Source organism: Spiroplasma phoeniceum P40, from assembly GCF_003339775.1.
GTDB lineage: Bacteria > Bacillota_I > Bacilli_A > Mycoplasmatales > Mycoplasmataceae > Spiroplasma > Spiroplasma phoeniceum.
Window position 1 is genome coordinate 847,348 of record NZ_CP031088.1, and the last position, 15,897, is coordinate 863,244.

The 15,897-nt window shown below is 24.7% G+C and carries 20 protein-coding genes, 1 tRNA gene and 3 pseudogenes; 9 read left to right on the plus strand and 15 right to left on the minus strand.

The window, feature by feature from the left end; translation table 4 throughout:
* Nucleotides 1-290: 290 nt before the first annotated feature.
* The 7 genes and pseudogenes from SDAV_RS05340 to SDAV_RS14400 all read right to left on the minus strand — a co-directional run bounded on the left by SDAV_RS05340 (nucleotide 291) and on the right by SDAV_RS14400 (nucleotide 4,133).
* Nucleotides 291-638, minus strand: a pseudogene (locus SDAV_RS05340) (PTS lactose/cellobiose transporter subunit IIA).
* A 3-nt stretch (nucleotides 639-641) separates the two neighbouring features.
* On the minus strand, nucleotides 642-1,595 hold the full coding sequence (locus SDAV_RS05345) for an ROK family protein (RefSeq protein WP_114564833.1): 954 nt from the start codon (nucleotides 1,593-1,595) through the stop codon (nucleotides 642-644).
* Between the two features lie 14 nt (nucleotides 1,596-1,609).
* Complete coding sequence (locus SDAV_RS13150; RefSeq protein ID WP_245938545.1) at nucleotides 1,610-1,840, minus strand: hypothetical protein; 231 nt, start codon at nucleotides 1,838-1,840, stop codon at nucleotides 1,610-1,612.
* 15 nt (nucleotides 1,841-1,855) lie between these two features.
* Nucleotides 1,856-2,644, minus strand: coding sequence for a Gfo/Idh/MocA family protein (locus SDAV_RS05350; RefSeq protein WP_245938546.1), 789 nt, complete (start codon nucleotides 2,642-2,644; stop codon nucleotides 1,856-1,858).
* Nucleotides 2,645-2,654: 10 nt separating this feature from the next.
* A complete protein-coding gene (locus SDAV_RS13155) occupies nucleotides 2,655-2,828 on the minus strand; it encodes a hypothetical protein (protein WP_245938547.1) in 174 nt (57 codons plus the stop codon).
* A 51-nt stretch (nucleotides 2,829-2,879) separates the two neighbouring features.
* Nucleotides 2,880-3,080 (minus strand): family 1 glycosylhydrolase, encoded by a 201-nt coding sequence (locus tag SDAV_RS13160; protein ID WP_245938548.1) that lies wholly within the window; start codon nucleotides 3,078-3,080, stop codon nucleotides 2,880-2,882.
* 207 nt (nucleotides 3,081-3,287) lie between these two features.
* Nucleotides 3,288-4,133: pseudogene (locus SDAV_RS14400) on the minus strand (family 1 glycosylhydrolase).
* A gap of 1,399 nt (nucleotides 4,134-5,532) precedes the next feature.
* On the opposite strand from SDAV_RS14400, the gene SDAV_RS05360 reads away from it, so the two are divergent.
* From SDAV_RS05360 to SDAV_RS11990, 3 genes are read left to right on the plus strand one after another with little or no spacing between them, the layout of a single operon-like run.
* Nucleotides 5,533-5,736 carry a hypothetical protein gene (locus tag SDAV_RS05360; RefSeq protein WP_114564834.1) on the plus strand — a complete coding sequence of 68 codons (204 nt, stop codon included), beginning with the start codon at nucleotides 5,533-5,535 and terminating at the stop codon, nucleotides 5,734-5,736.
* A 3-nt stretch (nucleotides 5,737-5,739) separates the two neighbouring features.
* Nucleotides 5,740-5,901, plus strand: coding sequence for a hypothetical protein (locus SDAV_RS11985; RefSeq protein WP_186823481.1), 162 nt, complete (start codon nucleotides 5,740-5,742; stop codon nucleotides 5,899-5,901).
* 45 nt (nucleotides 5,902-5,946) lie between these two features.
* Nucleotides 5,947-6,093 carry a hypothetical protein gene (locus SDAV_RS11990; RefSeq protein WP_186823482.1) on the plus strand — a complete coding sequence of 49 codons (147 nt, stop codon included), beginning with the start codon at nucleotides 5,947-5,949 and terminating at the stop codon, nucleotides 6,091-6,093.
* A gap of 82 nt (nucleotides 6,094-6,175) precedes the next feature.
* Here the strand turns inward: SDAV_RS11990 and SDAV_RS05365 are convergent, their stop codons facing one another.
* From SDAV_RS05365 to SDAV_RS05375, 3 genes are all read right to left on the minus strand, one after another.
* Nucleotides 6,176-6,745, minus strand: a complete 570-nt coding sequence (locus SDAV_RS05365; RefSeq protein WP_245938551.1) for a family 1 glycosylhydrolase — start codon at nucleotides 6,743-6,745, stop codon at nucleotides 6,176-6,178.
* A gap of 74 nt (nucleotides 6,746-6,819) precedes the next feature.
* Complete coding sequence (locus tag SDAV_RS05370; RefSeq protein WP_114564835.1) at nucleotides 6,820-7,362, minus strand: DUF402 domain-containing protein; 543 nt, start codon at nucleotides 7,360-7,362, stop codon at nucleotides 6,820-6,822.
* Nucleotides 7,363-7,764: 402 nt separating this feature from the next.
* A tRNA-His gene (locus SDAV_RS05375) sits at nucleotides 7,765-7,840 on the minus strand.
* A gap of 419 nt (nucleotides 7,841-8,259) precedes the next feature.
* On the opposite strand from SDAV_RS05375, the gene SDAV_RS13175 reads away from it, so the two are divergent.
* A complete protein-coding gene (locus SDAV_RS13175) occupies nucleotides 8,260-8,409 on the plus strand; it encodes a YigZ family protein (RefSeq protein ID WP_245938576.1) in 150 nt (49 codons plus the stop codon).
* 378 nt (nucleotides 8,410-8,787) lie between these two features.
* Here SDAV_RS13175 and SDAV_RS05385 read toward each other — a convergent pair whose 3' ends face one another.
* The 5 genes from SDAV_RS05385 to SDAV_RS13195 all read right to left on the minus strand — a co-directional run bounded on the left by SDAV_RS05385 (nucleotide 8,788) and on the right by SDAV_RS13195 (nucleotide 13,573).
* Nucleotides 8,788-11,751 carry a 2-oxo acid dehydrogenase subunit E2 gene (locus SDAV_RS05385; RefSeq protein WP_245938552.1) on the minus strand — a complete coding sequence of 988 codons (2,964 nt, stop codon included), beginning with the start codon at nucleotides 11,749-11,751 and terminating at the stop codon, nucleotides 8,788-8,790.
* A gap of 168 nt (nucleotides 11,752-11,919) precedes the next feature.
* Nucleotides 11,920-12,204 (minus strand): hypothetical protein, encoded by a 285-nt coding sequence (locus tag SDAV_RS13180; RefSeq protein ID WP_245938553.1) that lies wholly within the window; start codon nucleotides 12,202-12,204, stop codon nucleotides 11,920-11,922.
* 55 nt (nucleotides 12,205-12,259) lie between these two features.
* The gene (locus SDAV_RS13185; RefSeq protein ID WP_245938554.1) at nucleotides 12,260-12,814 is read right to left on the minus strand and encodes an MATE family efflux transporter; all 555 of its coding nucleotides are present in this window, start codon (nucleotides 12,812-12,814) and stop codon (nucleotides 12,260-12,262) included.
* 33 nt (nucleotides 12,815-12,847) lie between these two features.
* Nucleotides 12,848-13,261, minus strand: coding sequence for an MATE family efflux transporter (locus tag SDAV_RS13190; protein WP_245938555.1), 414 nt, complete (start codon nucleotides 13,259-13,261; stop codon nucleotides 12,848-12,850).
* Between the two features lie 147 nt (nucleotides 13,262-13,408).
* Complete coding sequence (locus tag SDAV_RS13195) at nucleotides 13,409-13,573, minus strand: hypothetical protein (RefSeq protein WP_245938556.1); 165 nt, start codon at nucleotides 13,571-13,573, stop codon at nucleotides 13,409-13,411.
* 311 nt (nucleotides 13,574-13,884) lie between these two features.
* Here SDAV_RS13195 and SDAV_RS05395 point away from each other — a divergent pair, with 311 nt between their 5' ends.
* From SDAV_RS05395 to SDAV_RS05415, 5 genes and pseudogenes are all read left to right on the plus strand, one after another.
* Complete coding sequence (locus tag SDAV_RS05395; RefSeq protein WP_114564836.1) at nucleotides 13,885-14,064, plus strand: hypothetical protein; 180 nt, start codon at nucleotides 13,885-13,887, stop codon at nucleotides 14,062-14,064.
* Complete coding sequence (locus tag SDAV_RS05400; protein ID WP_114564837.1) at nucleotides 14,033-14,284, plus strand: hypothetical protein; 252 nt, start codon at nucleotides 14,033-14,035, stop codon at nucleotides 14,282-14,284. Before SDAV_RS05395 ends, SDAV_RS05400 begins: the two co-directional genes overlap by 32 nt.
* A gap of 228 nt (nucleotides 14,285-14,512) precedes the next feature.
* Complete coding sequence (locus SDAV_RS05405; protein ID WP_233485479.1) at nucleotides 14,513-14,695, plus strand: hypothetical protein; 183 nt, start codon at nucleotides 14,513-14,515, stop codon at nucleotides 14,693-14,695.
* A 344-nt stretch (nucleotides 14,696-15,039) separates the two neighbouring features.
* Nucleotides 15,040-15,369, plus strand: a complete 330-nt coding sequence (locus tag SDAV_RS05410) for a hypothetical protein (RefSeq protein WP_114564838.1) — start codon at nucleotides 15,040-15,042, stop codon at nucleotides 15,367-15,369.
* A pseudogene (locus SDAV_RS05415) lies at nucleotides 15,362-15,802 on the plus strand (DUF3627 domain-containing protein). Before SDAV_RS05410 ends, SDAV_RS05415 begins: the two are co-directional and overlap by 8 nt.
* Nucleotides 15,803-15,897 lie beyond the last annotated feature (95 nt).

A 15,897-nucleotide genomic window follows, 5' to 3' on the forward strand; every position in this document is an offset into this window, starting at 1 on the left:
TCATAAAAAATTCACAACTTGTTAACGATTATTTTTATCTAATTCAAATTCTTCATAAACAGCACCATTGACATCACCATAAACATCAATCCCTAATTTATTTATTAGCTGTTTTTGTTAATTGTAAAAAGCGATTAAATAACTTTTGATCACTTTTTTTAACATTAATTAAATTAAGGTAGTAAAAATAACCTTAATTTGAGCTTTTGCACATTTTGTTAAATATGTTTCTAAAACATAGTTCTCTGCAATCAAATGTGGATATAAACTAACACCAATGCGCATAACAATTAATCCAAAACTTTTTTTGTAAGTAATTTATCATATAATTCAATAAATTCTTTTGCTAATTCAATAACCATTTGTGCTGTCATCATTTGATCTTCGGCATGCATAAATAACACGGGAATTTGATGTTTTGTCCCTTGTGCCTCTTCTTAAATAATAGTCATATGTTGTTTTTCTGCTTCAATAATATTTTGCTCTGCTTCTATAATTAAATTATTAGCATCCGCAGTTTTTCCTTCTTTTGCAGACTTAATTGCAATTAAGGCATTTGATTTTGCCATACCAACATAAGTAATAATCCCAAAAGATACTTCTTCAAAATTTATTTCTTTCATTTTTATGTTCTCCATTTCTTATTTTGTTTTATCCATTTTAGAAATCGCATAATATCCTGCCCCATACATTCCTGCCTTATCTTGTAAATTTGAAATCTCAAGAGTAAAAGTTTTTAACATAAAATCACCAATTCGTGATTTTACTAATTCTTCTAATATATTTTTTAATTTTACTCCTAAATTAGTAACACCCCCAGCTAAAATAATGACTTCTGGGTTCAAAATATATAACATTGTTACAATGTGATACGCTAAGGGAATTAATCCTCTAGTAATTGTTGCAATTGTTAATTCATCATTTTGATCAAATAAGGGTTTAATATCAACTAATTTTAAAGCATGTTGTTCTTTTTCTTTTAACTGGTGTAATAAACTACCCGGATTTTTATCAGCAGCTTGGTTAATTAATTTTGTCAAACCTGTAGCTGAAGAAACTGGTTCAATACAATTTTCTAACCCACAAGTACAAGCAAATAATTTTTGAAAAGAACCGCCATGACCAAGTTCACCAGCAAAACCATTTGCACCTGTTCACAACTGGCCATTTAAAACAATTCCACCACCAATTCCAGTTCCTAATGTATATAAAACTAATGATTCTTTTTTATCATAAATCCGATCTCAATATTCTGCTAATGCAGCTGCATTAGCATCATTAATAATATGAACTGGTTTTTGAAAAATTTTCTCAGCTTCTTCTTTAATATTAAAATTACATCAATTTAAATTACCAGCTAAAGCAACAATCCCATTTTTTTCATCTAAGAAACCAGGAATTGCAAAACCAATTTGACTAATTGTTGCTCAATCAATTTGATGTTTTTTTAATTGCTGATCAATTTCTAATTTTATGGTTTGTAAAATTGCTGCTTTATTTGTTGTAACTTTAAATTCACAACGAATAACTTTTTTTTCTGAAAAAACAGCACACTTAGAACTAGTTCCTCCTAAGTCAATTGCTAAAACATTCATTAATTTTTTCCTCTCTATAACTCAATAATTTGATGATCATTATTATTATTTGTTAATTCTAAAATTTTAATAATTTCTAATGAAATTGCTTTTGGAACAACATTTGACTCATTTTTTTTATTTTTTCATAAATCATACACATGTTCAATTTCAAACCGTAGCCCTTCACCAGCGGTTGTAAATGGTTCATCAACAGTTTTAATTAAATTACCTTGTAAATCATAAACTTGATAAGTATATGCCATATGACAAGAATCTTTCTAATAATCAACATTGTATTTTTGCAAATTACCACCTAATTTAATGTAACCTTTTGTCCCTAAAATTTGTGCTGATAATTCACTAGATAAACTATCACTAGCAATAATTTTTGAAATCCCCTGATTTTTATGACTAATATTTAAAATAGAAGTAGAAATTGCATTATGTGTTGAATAAGCATTATTTAAATGTGTTACTAATTGAGCTGGCCCTAATAAATCAAGTCCAATAAATAAAGCATACATTCCACCAGCTAAATGTAGTCCAACAAAATTTTTATCATTTGATTTTGGTTCTGGTTTTTTACCACTTGTTGAAACTTTCGCATGACTAGCACTCAAATATTCAATTGTTCCAATTAAACCAGTTTTCAAATCTGCTTTCATCATTTGATAAGCTGGTGAAAATCCACTTTTAATACCATCAAATAATAAAACATTATTTGTTGTTGCTAAATCATATAACTCTTGTACAGTTTGATATGATAATGTTAATGGTTTTTCACAAAAAAAATTTATTTTATGGGACAATAATTGTTTAGTAATTTCATAATGCGTTGCATCACTTGTACCAATATATACTAAATCAAAATTTGTAGCATCTTGAATTAACTCATCTAATGACTGGTAAACTTTGTGAATTTGGTAAATATCTTTATATTGCAAAGCTTTTTCATAAGTTAAATTATAAATTCCAAATAAAGTAATTTGATCTTTACATTTTGTATTTTGTAAATCATCTAAAAATCATTTTGTAATTCGTTCTGAACCAATTAATACAATTTTCATGTCAGCCTCCTTATTTATATCAAAAGTCTCGTGTTGTTAATTCCGTCTTTAATAAATTCGTTAAAACATCAATATCATCATATGCAAGATTTTTACCATTTGTCGCAATTACTCGTTTATATCAAACATAAGATAATTTTGGTGTTCGCGTTTTAATTTTACTATTAAAATCAACAGAAACCAAGCCATAATCTTTCCGATATCCTCCACTTGGAGAAAAAATATCATAATAAGTTTATAATGAATAACCAATTAAATTAACTTCACGCTTAAGTGCTTTAAATACTTCTGCTAAATGTAAACTTAAATAGCGAATCCGATCTTGATCTAAAATTAATGGTTCTGCTTTATTATCAAAATCACCCATTCCATTTTCAATAATCATTACTGGCTTTTGATACTCTTTTCATAATATTTCAGCTCCAATTGCTAACATCTTTGGGTCAATAATTCAATTTCATTTTGTATATTCAATACCTTTTGGAAATAATTGTTTAAAACCCGATATAAAAAAGTATGACTTTTTTGGTGCAATTCTTTTAAATTATCAACATAATTATCCCTAGTAATATAACATGGACGATAATAATTTCAACCAATTAAATCCAATTGATGTTTTTTTAATAAGTTTAAATCTTCATTACTAATTATAAAATCAATGTTTTCATCTTCTAATCATTGGAAAAAAATCTGGATAAGTTCCTTTTAAATTTGGATCCAAAAAGAAATTTTTAAATCATTGGTTATACTTTTCAACTGCTGCTTCATCACCTTCTCGTAATTGATATGGCGGCGCTCAATCATGGTCAATTCCTAACATTGCATCATTAGCAAGATAACCTTTTTGCTTAGCTAAAACAAATTCTTGTTTTGTAATTGCTGCACTAAGGTTTAAATGATGAATTGATTTAGCAAAAGCTGTTTTATTTTTTGGTGGTGGTAAATAATCATTTAAATAAGCATCTAATGTAAAAGTAGAATTCTCGTCATTAACAAATCATAAATTACTATATTTCCCTAAATATTGAAACACAATGCGTACATAGTTTCGGAATCATTCAATTACATTACGATTCTCAAATCCACCTTAAATTTCTGCCCACATTGGTGTATCTCAATGATATAAAATTGGGATTGGTTTAATTCCATTTTCAACTAATGTTTTAAAAACATCATCATAAAATTTAATCCCTTCTGGATTAAAATCAGTACTATTTTTAAGAAAAAATCGAGTTCAATCCATATTATAAACTAATCCTTGTAAGCCCATTCGTTTCATGATTCGAGTATCAGTCTTATACTTACTATAAAAATCAGCTGCAACTTCAATTGAATTAATTTCCCTTTCTGCTTTTCCTAATGGCGGAATTGAAAAATTACGTTTTGTAAACTCATCTCAAATTGATTCTGTTCGCCCACCTAAACTACGACCTCCTTCAATTTGAAATGCACATGTTGATACAGCAAAAATAAATTTCTTTTTAATCATAATTTTCCTCTTTCTAATTTTTATTATTATTTTCTCTATTATATTTCGTTAAAATTAAGAAAGTTTATTGAAATGACAATTCAACAGATTATTATTCTAATAGCAGTAATTTTCTTTATTATCCCATTTATTGTTTGAACAATTGTTCGATTTAGAACAAAAGTATTACAATGCTATTCAGCATGACATAAAATTGCTTTAATTTTATCATATAGTATCTGTTTAAGCATTTTTTTAATTCTCTTGTAGTATACCACACACATTTTAAAGATTACAAGAAAATAACAAAAATAATAAAAATATTTATTTATAATAAAAAAATATCATAAAATAAATAAATAAATAAAAAATATAAAATTAAACACACTAAAAAATAATTTATTAAATTTTAATTAATAAATACATATTTTATTATTTTAATAACATATTTTATGAGTTAATTTACATATTATTAATTAATTAAAATATAATAAACTTATTTAGTTTAAACACAAAAACTTAATAATTTAAAATTATTTAATTAAACTTAAACTATTCAAAAAATTAAATGGTGTCTGAAAATTTAAAGACTTATGTACTCTTTCAAAATTATAAAAATAATAATAATTGTAGAATAAAGGATGAAGTAGGAAAAAAACAACTCTTGTTAAAGGGTTGTTTTTTTATTTGAAAATTAACTCTAAAAATTAAATATATTGGCTCTACAATTATTTAATTTACAATTACATATTTTTTTAAGGGAAGGTTCCCCAGCAAGGCATTTTGCCGGTATGAAATCATTAGAGCTGTTAACTTGTTTTTTGCGATTTTGTAAATTAATGACTTTAATTAAGATAGGCGCGTAGCGGTGCATTCATAACTATTAATTGCAAGAAAAAAATAAAATCGTGTGCGTAGAGGTTGAATAACTTTTAAGAACTGGGCAAGGATTTCTTAATTAATCTACTAGTGGGGGCTTGATGAGGAGGTGCTTAATACTACAAGTAACTACAAAATGTAGAACATTGTAGTACTTTGTAGTTAATTGTAAAAAGGAGAATTTAAAAATGACTATAAAAAAGAAAATTTGTTTAAAAAAGATATTGAGGTTCTTGTTTTAAATGTAATAAACAAAAGCAATATATTCTTAAACACAATGAAATTAATGATGAACATTGAGCATTAGGTAAAAAGAATTAGGATTAAAAAATCTATGAAATGTCAAAGAATTAATTGTAATAAAATTAATTGTAATAATAAAAATGCTTATTTTGGAAATAATTATATTGAAAAAAATTGGTGATAAATTAGAGTGAAATTTAGGTTATAAAAAAGAAATTATATTATGTGAAGAACATTGATTACAAACTTATCAATTAGAAAATTTAATTATAAATAAAAAAAATAGGGGAAATATAAAATGTTAAAAAATGAAATTAATTATAAAAATGCTTGATTAACATTTATTGGTATTAATTGAAAAAATGTAAAGATAAAAAAATATAAATGTTATTGAAAAGATAATTCTATTGAAATATTTACATTATCAGAATTATATTTTAATTTTAAAAATACAAGTGAATTAAATAATTTATTACGAGTAAAAATGATTAAGGAGGATTAAATTATGACTAAAAAATACTTATTAATTATGAAAGGTGATTTTTCAAATGATATTTTAACTAAATCATTTTATACATTAGAAAAAGCAAAAATTACTGCTAATGTTGAAAATAAAAATGGTTGAATAACAACCATTATTGATTTAGAAGATAAAAATATTAAATAAAAAGGATGTGAATATTAGAACTTATATTAAAGGAGAATAAATAATATGGAAAAAATAAAAAGAAATATTGCTAAATTATTAATTTCAATAAATGATGGTGAATTTGATGGATATGGGAAAAATACTATGAAGCAAATGATTTATGCTGAATTAGAAAAAATTTTTAATCAAATTAATAAAGAAAGTTTTTAAAATCCAAAATATACAAGAAATTACAAATAAAGGAGATAAATAACATGAATTTAAAAGATTTATTAAATGAAATGTTTGATAACTACATACCATGTTGCATATTAACTTCATTTGGAAAATATCAATCATATCAATAACTACCTTCAATTACAACAATTGGTTCATTAAAAGTGGTAAACATTTCAACTCGATCACCAAATAATTCAAAACAAGTTTTTGCATAAAAAACAAAAGCATCAACGACTTTTCGTGAAAACCAACCACCTTTTTGTTGTGCTCAATATGGCATATCAAAATGAAATAAATTAATAATTGGTTTAATATTATTTTTTAACATTTCATTAATTACATTATTGTAAAATTCAATTCCTTTTGGATTAACTGTTTTTCCATCAGGAATTAATCTAGTTCATTGAATTGATGTTCGTAATGAATTAAAATTTAACTTCCCTTGCAATTTTAATATCTTCTTGATAACGATGGTAAAAATCATTCAAACAAGGTTGTTGATTAAAAAACGATATTTTTCTAACTTAAATCAATGATCTCAATTTGATGCAGATTTTCCATCTTTCAAAGATGCCCCTTCTGTTTGCGGCGCAGAAAAAGCACTACCTAATAAAAAATTTTTTTTAAAATTATACTGTCCCATTAGAAATCTCCTCTCTAAAACACTTTTATTATATCTATAGATATAATTATATTTAGAGAATAAACAATAAAACATTATTTAAGTAATTTGGATTTTAATACTAAATATTGTTTCCATAATGTTTTTACACGACTATGTTCAAAAATAAAAAGTTTATTTTTAATTAAATGCTTTAAATTATCAATTTCTGTTCAAATTTCATTAACAATATCACGACTATATTTTCAAGCAATGCGATTTCGATTAAACTCTTTTAAATCTAAAATTTTATAACTACCATCGGCAAAAACTTTAATGTCTAAATCATAATCAATATACTTAATTGTTTTTTGCTCCATAATAAATGGTGATGCAATATTACAATAATAATTTATTCCGGTATCTTTAAGCATACAAATAATATTACTTCAATTTTTCCGATTAAAAATCCAGATTGCTGGTTCATTTGTTTTTCATTTTCTACCATTCAATTCTGTAACAGTAACATCTTCATTTACTAAAACAATATATTCTTCTTCTAGTAATAAAAAAACTGCTGATTCTCAACTACGGTAAACTGAACCATTATGTTTATAAGCATGTACTAAGACACTATCTCCAACTTGTAACGAGTCCATAATGTTACCTCCCATAATTTACTTTTTTAAAATTACAGCAAAAAAACAACTAAAAATAATACAATAAAAAATTATGTAAAATTATTAAATTTAAATTGCCATAATATTTAATTTTATTTTGATATTAATTACTTTAAAATAAAATGCTATTTTAAATACGTCAACATTTTCATTATATCAGTTGTATTTATTAAGTAAATAGACAGACTTTAACTAATTAGAAATTTTTTTATTGGAAATAAATTATTTTGGAAATTATAAATTTATATATTGCTTTTTACAAGACCTTATAGTTAAGTAAAAATCTCCCCTATTTGTTTGATAATTTTAATAGGGGAGATATTATGTTAGATTTGATATTTTTTCTTTTTAAAAATAAAAAACTACTTTTGTAGTTAAAAATGGGGCGGCTGATGGGACTTGAACCCACGAATGCCGGAGCCACAATCCGGAGCGTTAACCTCTTCGCCACAACCGCCATATATGATTATATAAATAACCTTAATTATTATAACTTAAAACAAAAAAATGTAAATAGAATTATTTCTACATCTTAAAAACATATTTTTTATAACAGGCATCGTGTAATCGAAGTGCAACAAATCAACTCCTTTCAAATTTGATTTGTTGCACTTCATTTTACATAATTCAACATTAAAATAAATAAGATATTACTTTAAAAAGGATTATTATGTTAATAAATCTTATCATTAATTTTATATTATATAATATATTAGGTACAGCTATGTAGTACCCAAGGGAGTAAAAATAGAAAAAGAATAACAAAATGTATATATTAAGAAAAATAAAATTTTAACTAAAGAATTAATAATTCGTAATGTTAAATTTCTTTGTTTTGCTAGTTACGTTCAAACTGAAACAGATGTTATTAACTTCTTAAAAAAGTATAAAGATAAAAAAGCAAACCATAATGTATATACATATGTCATTGGGAATCGTAGTGAAAATATTTACAAAACCGATAATGGTGAAATACGAAATATTGCAGGGAAAACTATCTTAGAAAATATTCTTGAAAAAATATAACAAATATTATTGTTCTAGTTCTTCGGTATTTTAATCCAATTTACAGTTTACCCGAAGATTGAATTAAAAATGGATATGTAACAATTACGCGTATTATTTTAAATTCTGCTCAGTTAGAAAAAATTAATGAACAAATTAAAATTGGAATTTTATTACGCCCATTAAATGAAGTATTTTTACGAGAACTTTTAGACAAAAATAAAATTAATATTATATCTAGGTTAATTTATCTTGGTGACTTAATTTTTACTATAATTATTGATCGTAACAACAGTATACTAATTGAATTAGATAATTTAATTATTAAAGGAAAAAATTATAGTTATAAAATTTTAAAAAATTAAAAAATCTTATTAATTAAAAATTAATAAGATTTTTTTATGACAACGTAATTAATTCTGGTGATTCTAAAATTTCTTTTAATCGTGTTAAGAAAATACCTGCTTCTGCAGCATCAATAATTCGTTGATCAATTGTTAAAGCAAAATTCATTATTGAACGAATTACTAGTTTATCCCCTTTTATGACAATTGGTTTACGAACAATACGCCCAACACCAATTACTGCTGAATTAGGATAAAAAATTGTTGGTGTTGCATTAACTGCTCCAACCATTCCATAGTTGGCAATAGTAATAGTACTTCCTTTTAATTCATAATCATATAATTCACCTTGACGTAAACGTTCAATTGTTTCTTGAATGTTAATTGCAATTTGTTTTAAACTCATTCGCTCAGCAAATTTAATAACTGGAATAACTAATCCCTCACTAGTTTCTGTTGCTAACCCAATGTGTTGTGAATTTTTAATTACAATTTGATTTGTTTTTGAATCATAATATGAATTTAATTTTGGATATTCACTTAAAGCTAACGAAACTGCTTTTACTAAAAAACTCATTGTCGAAAATCGAACACCATACTCAGCATTAGCATTTTTTAATTTTCGTTGTTGATCAATAATTGCTGACATATCAATTTCAGTATTAATTGTTAATGGTGGTACATGTGCTTGAGACATAATCATTGATTGAATCGCAGGATATCTTGTTGATTTAATTTCTTCTCTTGTTTCTAATCCCTGTGGTTCAACTTTACTATTAGTATTAATAATATTTAAATTGTTATTTAATGGTTGTACCAAGTTTCCATAACTATTAGGAATTGTAGTTTCTGTGGAATTAAATTTTTTAACTTGTAAATTATGTGTTTCACAATTATGTTCAGTTTTTAATTCAGGCCCTTGTTTATTATTAAATTTAAATTCTTTTAACATCTCTTTTAAAAAAGGATCTGACTCATTCATTGTTTTTAACATTTGTTGCATTAACATATATTGCATCATTTTTTCAATGTTTGTTCCATCTGTATTATTATTATTATTATTTACTTGACGTAAACTTTGAATTTCTCGTAATAATTCATTTTGACGATTATTTTGTTCTTGATTAGCTAAGCGTTCTTTTAAAATTGCCAATTCAATCATTACATTATTGTCAATTGTACCTTTTAAACTACAGTTACTTTCATCACTGTTTTCAAGTTGAGTTAATTGCTTAGATGATTGTTGTTTTTCATATGATAAAGATGGTTTAACTATATCATCATTTGTTTTTTTTTGCTGCGAATTATTATCATAGTATTCATTATCTAATATTTTATATTGTGATTCAACTTCCTCAAAAGAAGGACGCTGATAATTACTAATTCCTCCTAAAACAGAATCAACTTCAACATTTCCTTTTGCAATTTGCTCCATTCTTTTCTTAATTAACTCTCGTTGATTTCTTGTTTTTAAAATTTTTTCTCGTTGCCCATTATCATTTAATTTTTCATATAAACGATCACGATAAGATTTTAATGGAGAAAAATGTCCTTGTTTTTTTTCTTTCGCTTCATTTGACTCATTTGGATCAATTGTGTAACCATCAGCAGAAATATAAACTTCATCAGATAATTTTTTGTAATTTGTTTTAAAAGTATTAACATTGTCATTATAATTAGAAGCAGAACTACTATACCCAGTTTGTACTTCTGATGATACATTTCTTTTAATTAAATCATTCATTCTTCCTTGGATAATATTACGTAAAATTTTAGGACGTCCATCTTCATCTAAAAAATCCATTGAATTTTTGGAATTACCACTTTCTAATGATAACTCATGAAAATCATTATTATTATGTAATTGCTCACGACGTTGATTTACAAGATTACGAAAACTAGTATTTTCATTTTGACCACCAAAAAATGCTGCTGCATTAATTGGTACTTTATCTTGATGCTTTGTTGTATTAACTAAATATTTTGCATATTCTTTTGCTTGATTTTCTTCTGTTAATTTTGTTTGTCCAATTGTAATAGCATTCGTTATAATATTTTGGTCGGGAATAGAAGGCGGTTGATTCAAACTATTTGTTTGTGATTCAAAGTTACCATCTTGAAACATATTACTATTCAAATCAGGAATATTAACCATTGTTGTCTTCGCCTCACTTTTTATTTCTTTATTCATTGGGTTTTTTATTGAATCAATTGAAGGAATTTTTTCTCGATTATTAATAATATCATTATCATTAATTTTTAAATTTTTAAATGATAATCTTCGTGTTTTCTTAGGACCAAAAGATAATGCTGTTTCATCCCATCGTTTCTGTTCTTCTTGTGTTATTTTAGTGGGTTGTTCAAAAAGTTGTTTTTGTGATGATGAATTTTTTTGTTGCTGAAAATTAATGGATTGATTTTGTTCAATATTTGTTGAAAAATAAGAACTATTATTAATAGTATTCTCTTTAGAAAAGGGAGTTCCACCATTTTGGTTAAAATTTTGTGATAATATCGAAGTATCATATGGTTGTTGTTCATTAATTAATACAGTTCTTGAATTAATGATGTTTTCATTATTGTAAACTTGTTGCTGATTAAATAAAGGTGGCGTAAAAGTTGGGTGTAAAGTATTTTCGTTCCCAATACTAATTCCTGAATAATCATCTTCTTCAACATCATTTCATTTTGTTCCAAATTGATCATTTTTTGTTGTCGAAAATTTTACCCCTTTTTTATTTAAACGAGTAAATTCGTTATCTTCAAGACGTTTAAAATAATACTTTTCAATTTCATCTTCAGTTGTTAGCAAATTAGCAATAACAGCATTGGGTTTAATTTTAGTGCCTTCTTTAATTGGCTTAACAATAATTCCATCCATTGGGGCTGTAATAATAGATTCGCCATTTTCAGTTTCAATTAAAGCAATTTTATCACCTAATTTAACCTCTTCATTCTGATATAAGAATTTTTTTAAAATTCCTTTTTTTCCTAACGTTAATACTCTAATTTTTTTCATTGTTTCTGATTACCCCATTCAAAAAAAACTTAATATGTTTTATTAAATTTAGTTTAGCCACTTTTATACCCATTTTATTACAAAGTAATTATATCATACATTCACTGTTTTTTAGTATTAAAATAAAAAGTAAAATTATACACAAAAAAATAAAAAAATGCAAAATTTTTACATTTCTTTCGCATTTCTTTTTATCCTTTTTACTTTATTATCAAATTCTGTAATATGCTTAGTTTCTGTTAAATTTTTTACCCATTTTTTTCGTTTTAAAATAATCAATGCTCAAATTGCTTTTAAACTGTCAACTGATTGCATAATTAATACAATATAAATAATATCTAAATTTGAAGTAAAAATTAAAATTTCTAATAATGGTACTGGCACTAATCATGTGAATAAAGCATCTAAAACAAAGGCATTCATCACAGCACAACCTGTTCTAAATAATGGCATAACTTGTTGCAGCAATCATTAAACAAGGATATCATAATCCATAAGCAAAAAGCATCTAATGTGCAATTCTAAATGTTTCTGGCGTATTATTTACAAACAATAATTCTGGTAAAAATCATCCTCCGACAAGTAAAATTAATCCCGCAATAATTCCAATTAGAAAAGACAAAATAACTAAATGTTTACCATTATATTCTGCCTCTTCTAAATTATTGGCCCCTAACCGGCTGCCAACTAAAACTGAAGTTCCCGCAGCAAATCCATGATACAGCGGCGTATATAAAGCAGCAATAATTGTTGAAAAAATCGCATTTGCTGTTAAAGCATCTAAACTATAATATGCTCGTAATTTAACTTGTACTACCATTCCGACTGATCAAAAAATTTCATTTAAAACAATTGGTCAAGCTTTTTGAAACGCTCGTTTTGTAACATAACCATCAAAGTGTCATCAATTTCGAGGAATAAATTTATACCGTTTATATGAAAATAAAACTATTATAAAAACAAGTTGCAAAATACGTGAAGCTGACGTAGCAATCGCGGCTCCTTGTACACCAATTCCATTAAAATTTGCAATAAAATTTGGTTCAATTAAAAATGGATTCATAAAACAATTCGTACTTAAAGCAATAACTGAAATTTATACTGTCAAACCTGTTCGACCAGTTTCACGTAAAGTCGTAATAAAAGCAATGTTAATTGCTAACAATGGATATGATAAAGCAACTATTTTAAAATAATCTGATCCTTCTAATGTTGAAATTGACGCTGCTCTATATTCAAAATATTTAAACCACTGAATTGCTAAATCTTTATCCTCAGGTTTTAATTGTGCAACTATCTCAGGGCGAGGAGCATATTTTGGTGTTGTAGTAAAACTAATCATTTCATAACCACAAACCTGCGATAAAATTAATACAATAAGGCAAATGATTAAACAAACATAAATTTTTAATAATGTTACTTGTTGTAATTCTTTATATTTTTCAGCACCATAATATTGTGCATTAAAAACTCCAAAGCCATAACAAACTCCGCTTAGAATTGCAAACATAATAAAATAAAGTTGGTTAGAGGCAGCAACTCCATTAATTGCTAATTGTCCTGCTGTATAATGATATCCAACATAATTTCCTAAACCCCAACTATCTCAAACTGCTTTTACATGATAAACATTATCTGCTCCAAAAATATATTTAATCTAATTAAATAGTTCTTGATAACCATGGACATTTTTTTGAATTAAACTTGCAAAAAAATTATCAACTAAGTCTGTTGATTCCATAATAATTTCTTGTAATGTTGCTAATAAAATTAGTACTAATGCAGTCGCATATCATTTTTTTTGTGTAGAAACCATATACATTTTGTATTTTTGGTTTTTACAGTTTTGGAAAGTAAATTTTTTTTAATATTTTTAACTAAGGAGTTGAAATTATGCAAACAAAGCAATATATTATTTTGCGGTTGTTAGTGAAAAGTATGGTAAAGATAATGTTATTAATACTGTAAATAAGATTGCAAAAGATATTGAAATTAAAAAGTAAAAGAATAAATTATTCCGAGTAATTTATTAGCGGATAATTTATTCAGTAGTGTTTTTAATGGAGAGAAGCGACAACGAGCGGAGCGAGTTTGCAAATTTCAATTTTTTAGTTTTTAGAAAGGAGATATATTATGCCAACTTGATTAACGACAATATTTAGTGTTGTTATTATATTAGGGATTTTTGCTTGAATTGGTTTATCAATTTATCAAAAAATTAAACAAATTCGAGGAAAGAAAAAAGAAAAAAAAGAAATTGAAATAAAGGAGGATAAAAAAAATGTTAGGTATGTATTTAACAACAGCGTTTAATTTTTTAACAGCACCTACACTTAAAACTATGACTGAGGGTATGACTGGTATTTGAACGGGTTTGACTAGTGCATTATGAAAAGTTAAAGAAGGTATAACAAATATTTTACCTGAGATAATGGTTTTTTTAGGTGAAGCGTGAATTATATTAATTCCATTTGCTATATTTTGTATTATTAAAATCTTAAACTTTTTCCGTGTTATGGTTAAAGGATTTTAGTATTTATATTTATTATTTATCATGTATTTTAAATGTGGCACACTAGTTTTTATATGTGATTGATTAAATAATTTTGTTGTTTATTTTTGCACTATACACTGTCTACAAATTTATTTTTAAATAAATTTAATTATTTTGGTTATTATTGATAATGTTAACAAGATGAAAAAACTTGTAGGCAGTATATAGTGTAAAAATATCAATTTTAATTATATTTAAGGTATTATTATGGTTTTCTCTCTGTATAAAAATATTTATAAATTTGTTAATTTATTAAAAATTCAAATAATAAATTTAAAAGTTATTATTAAAATTATTATTAGTGAAATAATTGTTTTAATTGGTGATACCATTCATGATAATCAAAAAATAGATGGTATCACATTTGTAAAAAATGAATTTATTAAATAGAAAAATGAATTTATTATTTCTTCGATATTTTATTTCTCCTTTCTATTTAAAATAATTTATACAGAGAGAAAACCATAATAATATCAACTTAATTATAAATTTATGATTTTATATTTTAATAACTATTGTTAAAAATTAAATAGTATTTTTCAGAGTGCCAATTTTTATTATTTTATATATTTAACAATGTTTATTAACAGTGTTTATTAAACATTAAATAAACAATATATTAGCATTATTTATAACATTGTTAATAATCAGTGTTTATTGCAATAAATAAACATTATATAAACATTATTTATAACATTGTTTATTAAACAAATATTTAGTTAGGAGACTATATTATGGATATGAAATTTAAAACAACTAAGAAATATAAAAAAATAAAGAGAGATTTTATTAAAAATATTTTTTTATTAAGTTTAATTGTTTTTTTGGTATATTGTTCACTTTTTTTAAGTTCTTTTATTTATTTTTCAATATTGAGTTGAAATGATAAAGATTTTCCATTCTCTGTATTTTTAATTATTATGTCTGTATATGCTTTTATAGTTATTATTTTTGTGATTATTATGTATATAAAATATATTTTTGAAATTAAGGTAGAATTTGATGTTGAAAAAGAAAAATTAAATCAATATTGACAAATTGAAGGAGTTGATAAAATTGAGTAATTTTGTTAAGAAAAATCAGAATGTAGAAAATTATTTTATTAGTAAGGAATTTATACCTTTTACAACAGAAAAAGCAAGTTTTATTAATTTACCCAATCATAATTGCCATATTGGTTTTTGGTTGAGTAATAAGTTTATTTATCCGAGTGAAAAACATTCGGAACAAGTAGCAATCGGTTTGATTTATGATAATTCTTATCCTATTATAAAATATGATGAAAATTTAAAGCGAAATATTTGAAAGTATTTAACTGGAACAGAATTAATCAATTTATATAATCAATATAAATAAAATTATTTTACTAAAATGAAAAAAGCGTTATTTTTAAGTGAACCTAAAAAAGTAAAAGCAAATAATAACAATAATAATTTAACAAATTGAAGTGTTGAAAAAGAACAAGGATTAATTAATGATTTGAAAGACTTAAATTAAATGAGTTTATATGATTATTGAGTTCAATTTGTTATTTATATTATTGGTGCAAATGCCCCTGAGTTTTTATATGTTATATCGTTTGTGTTATTTAT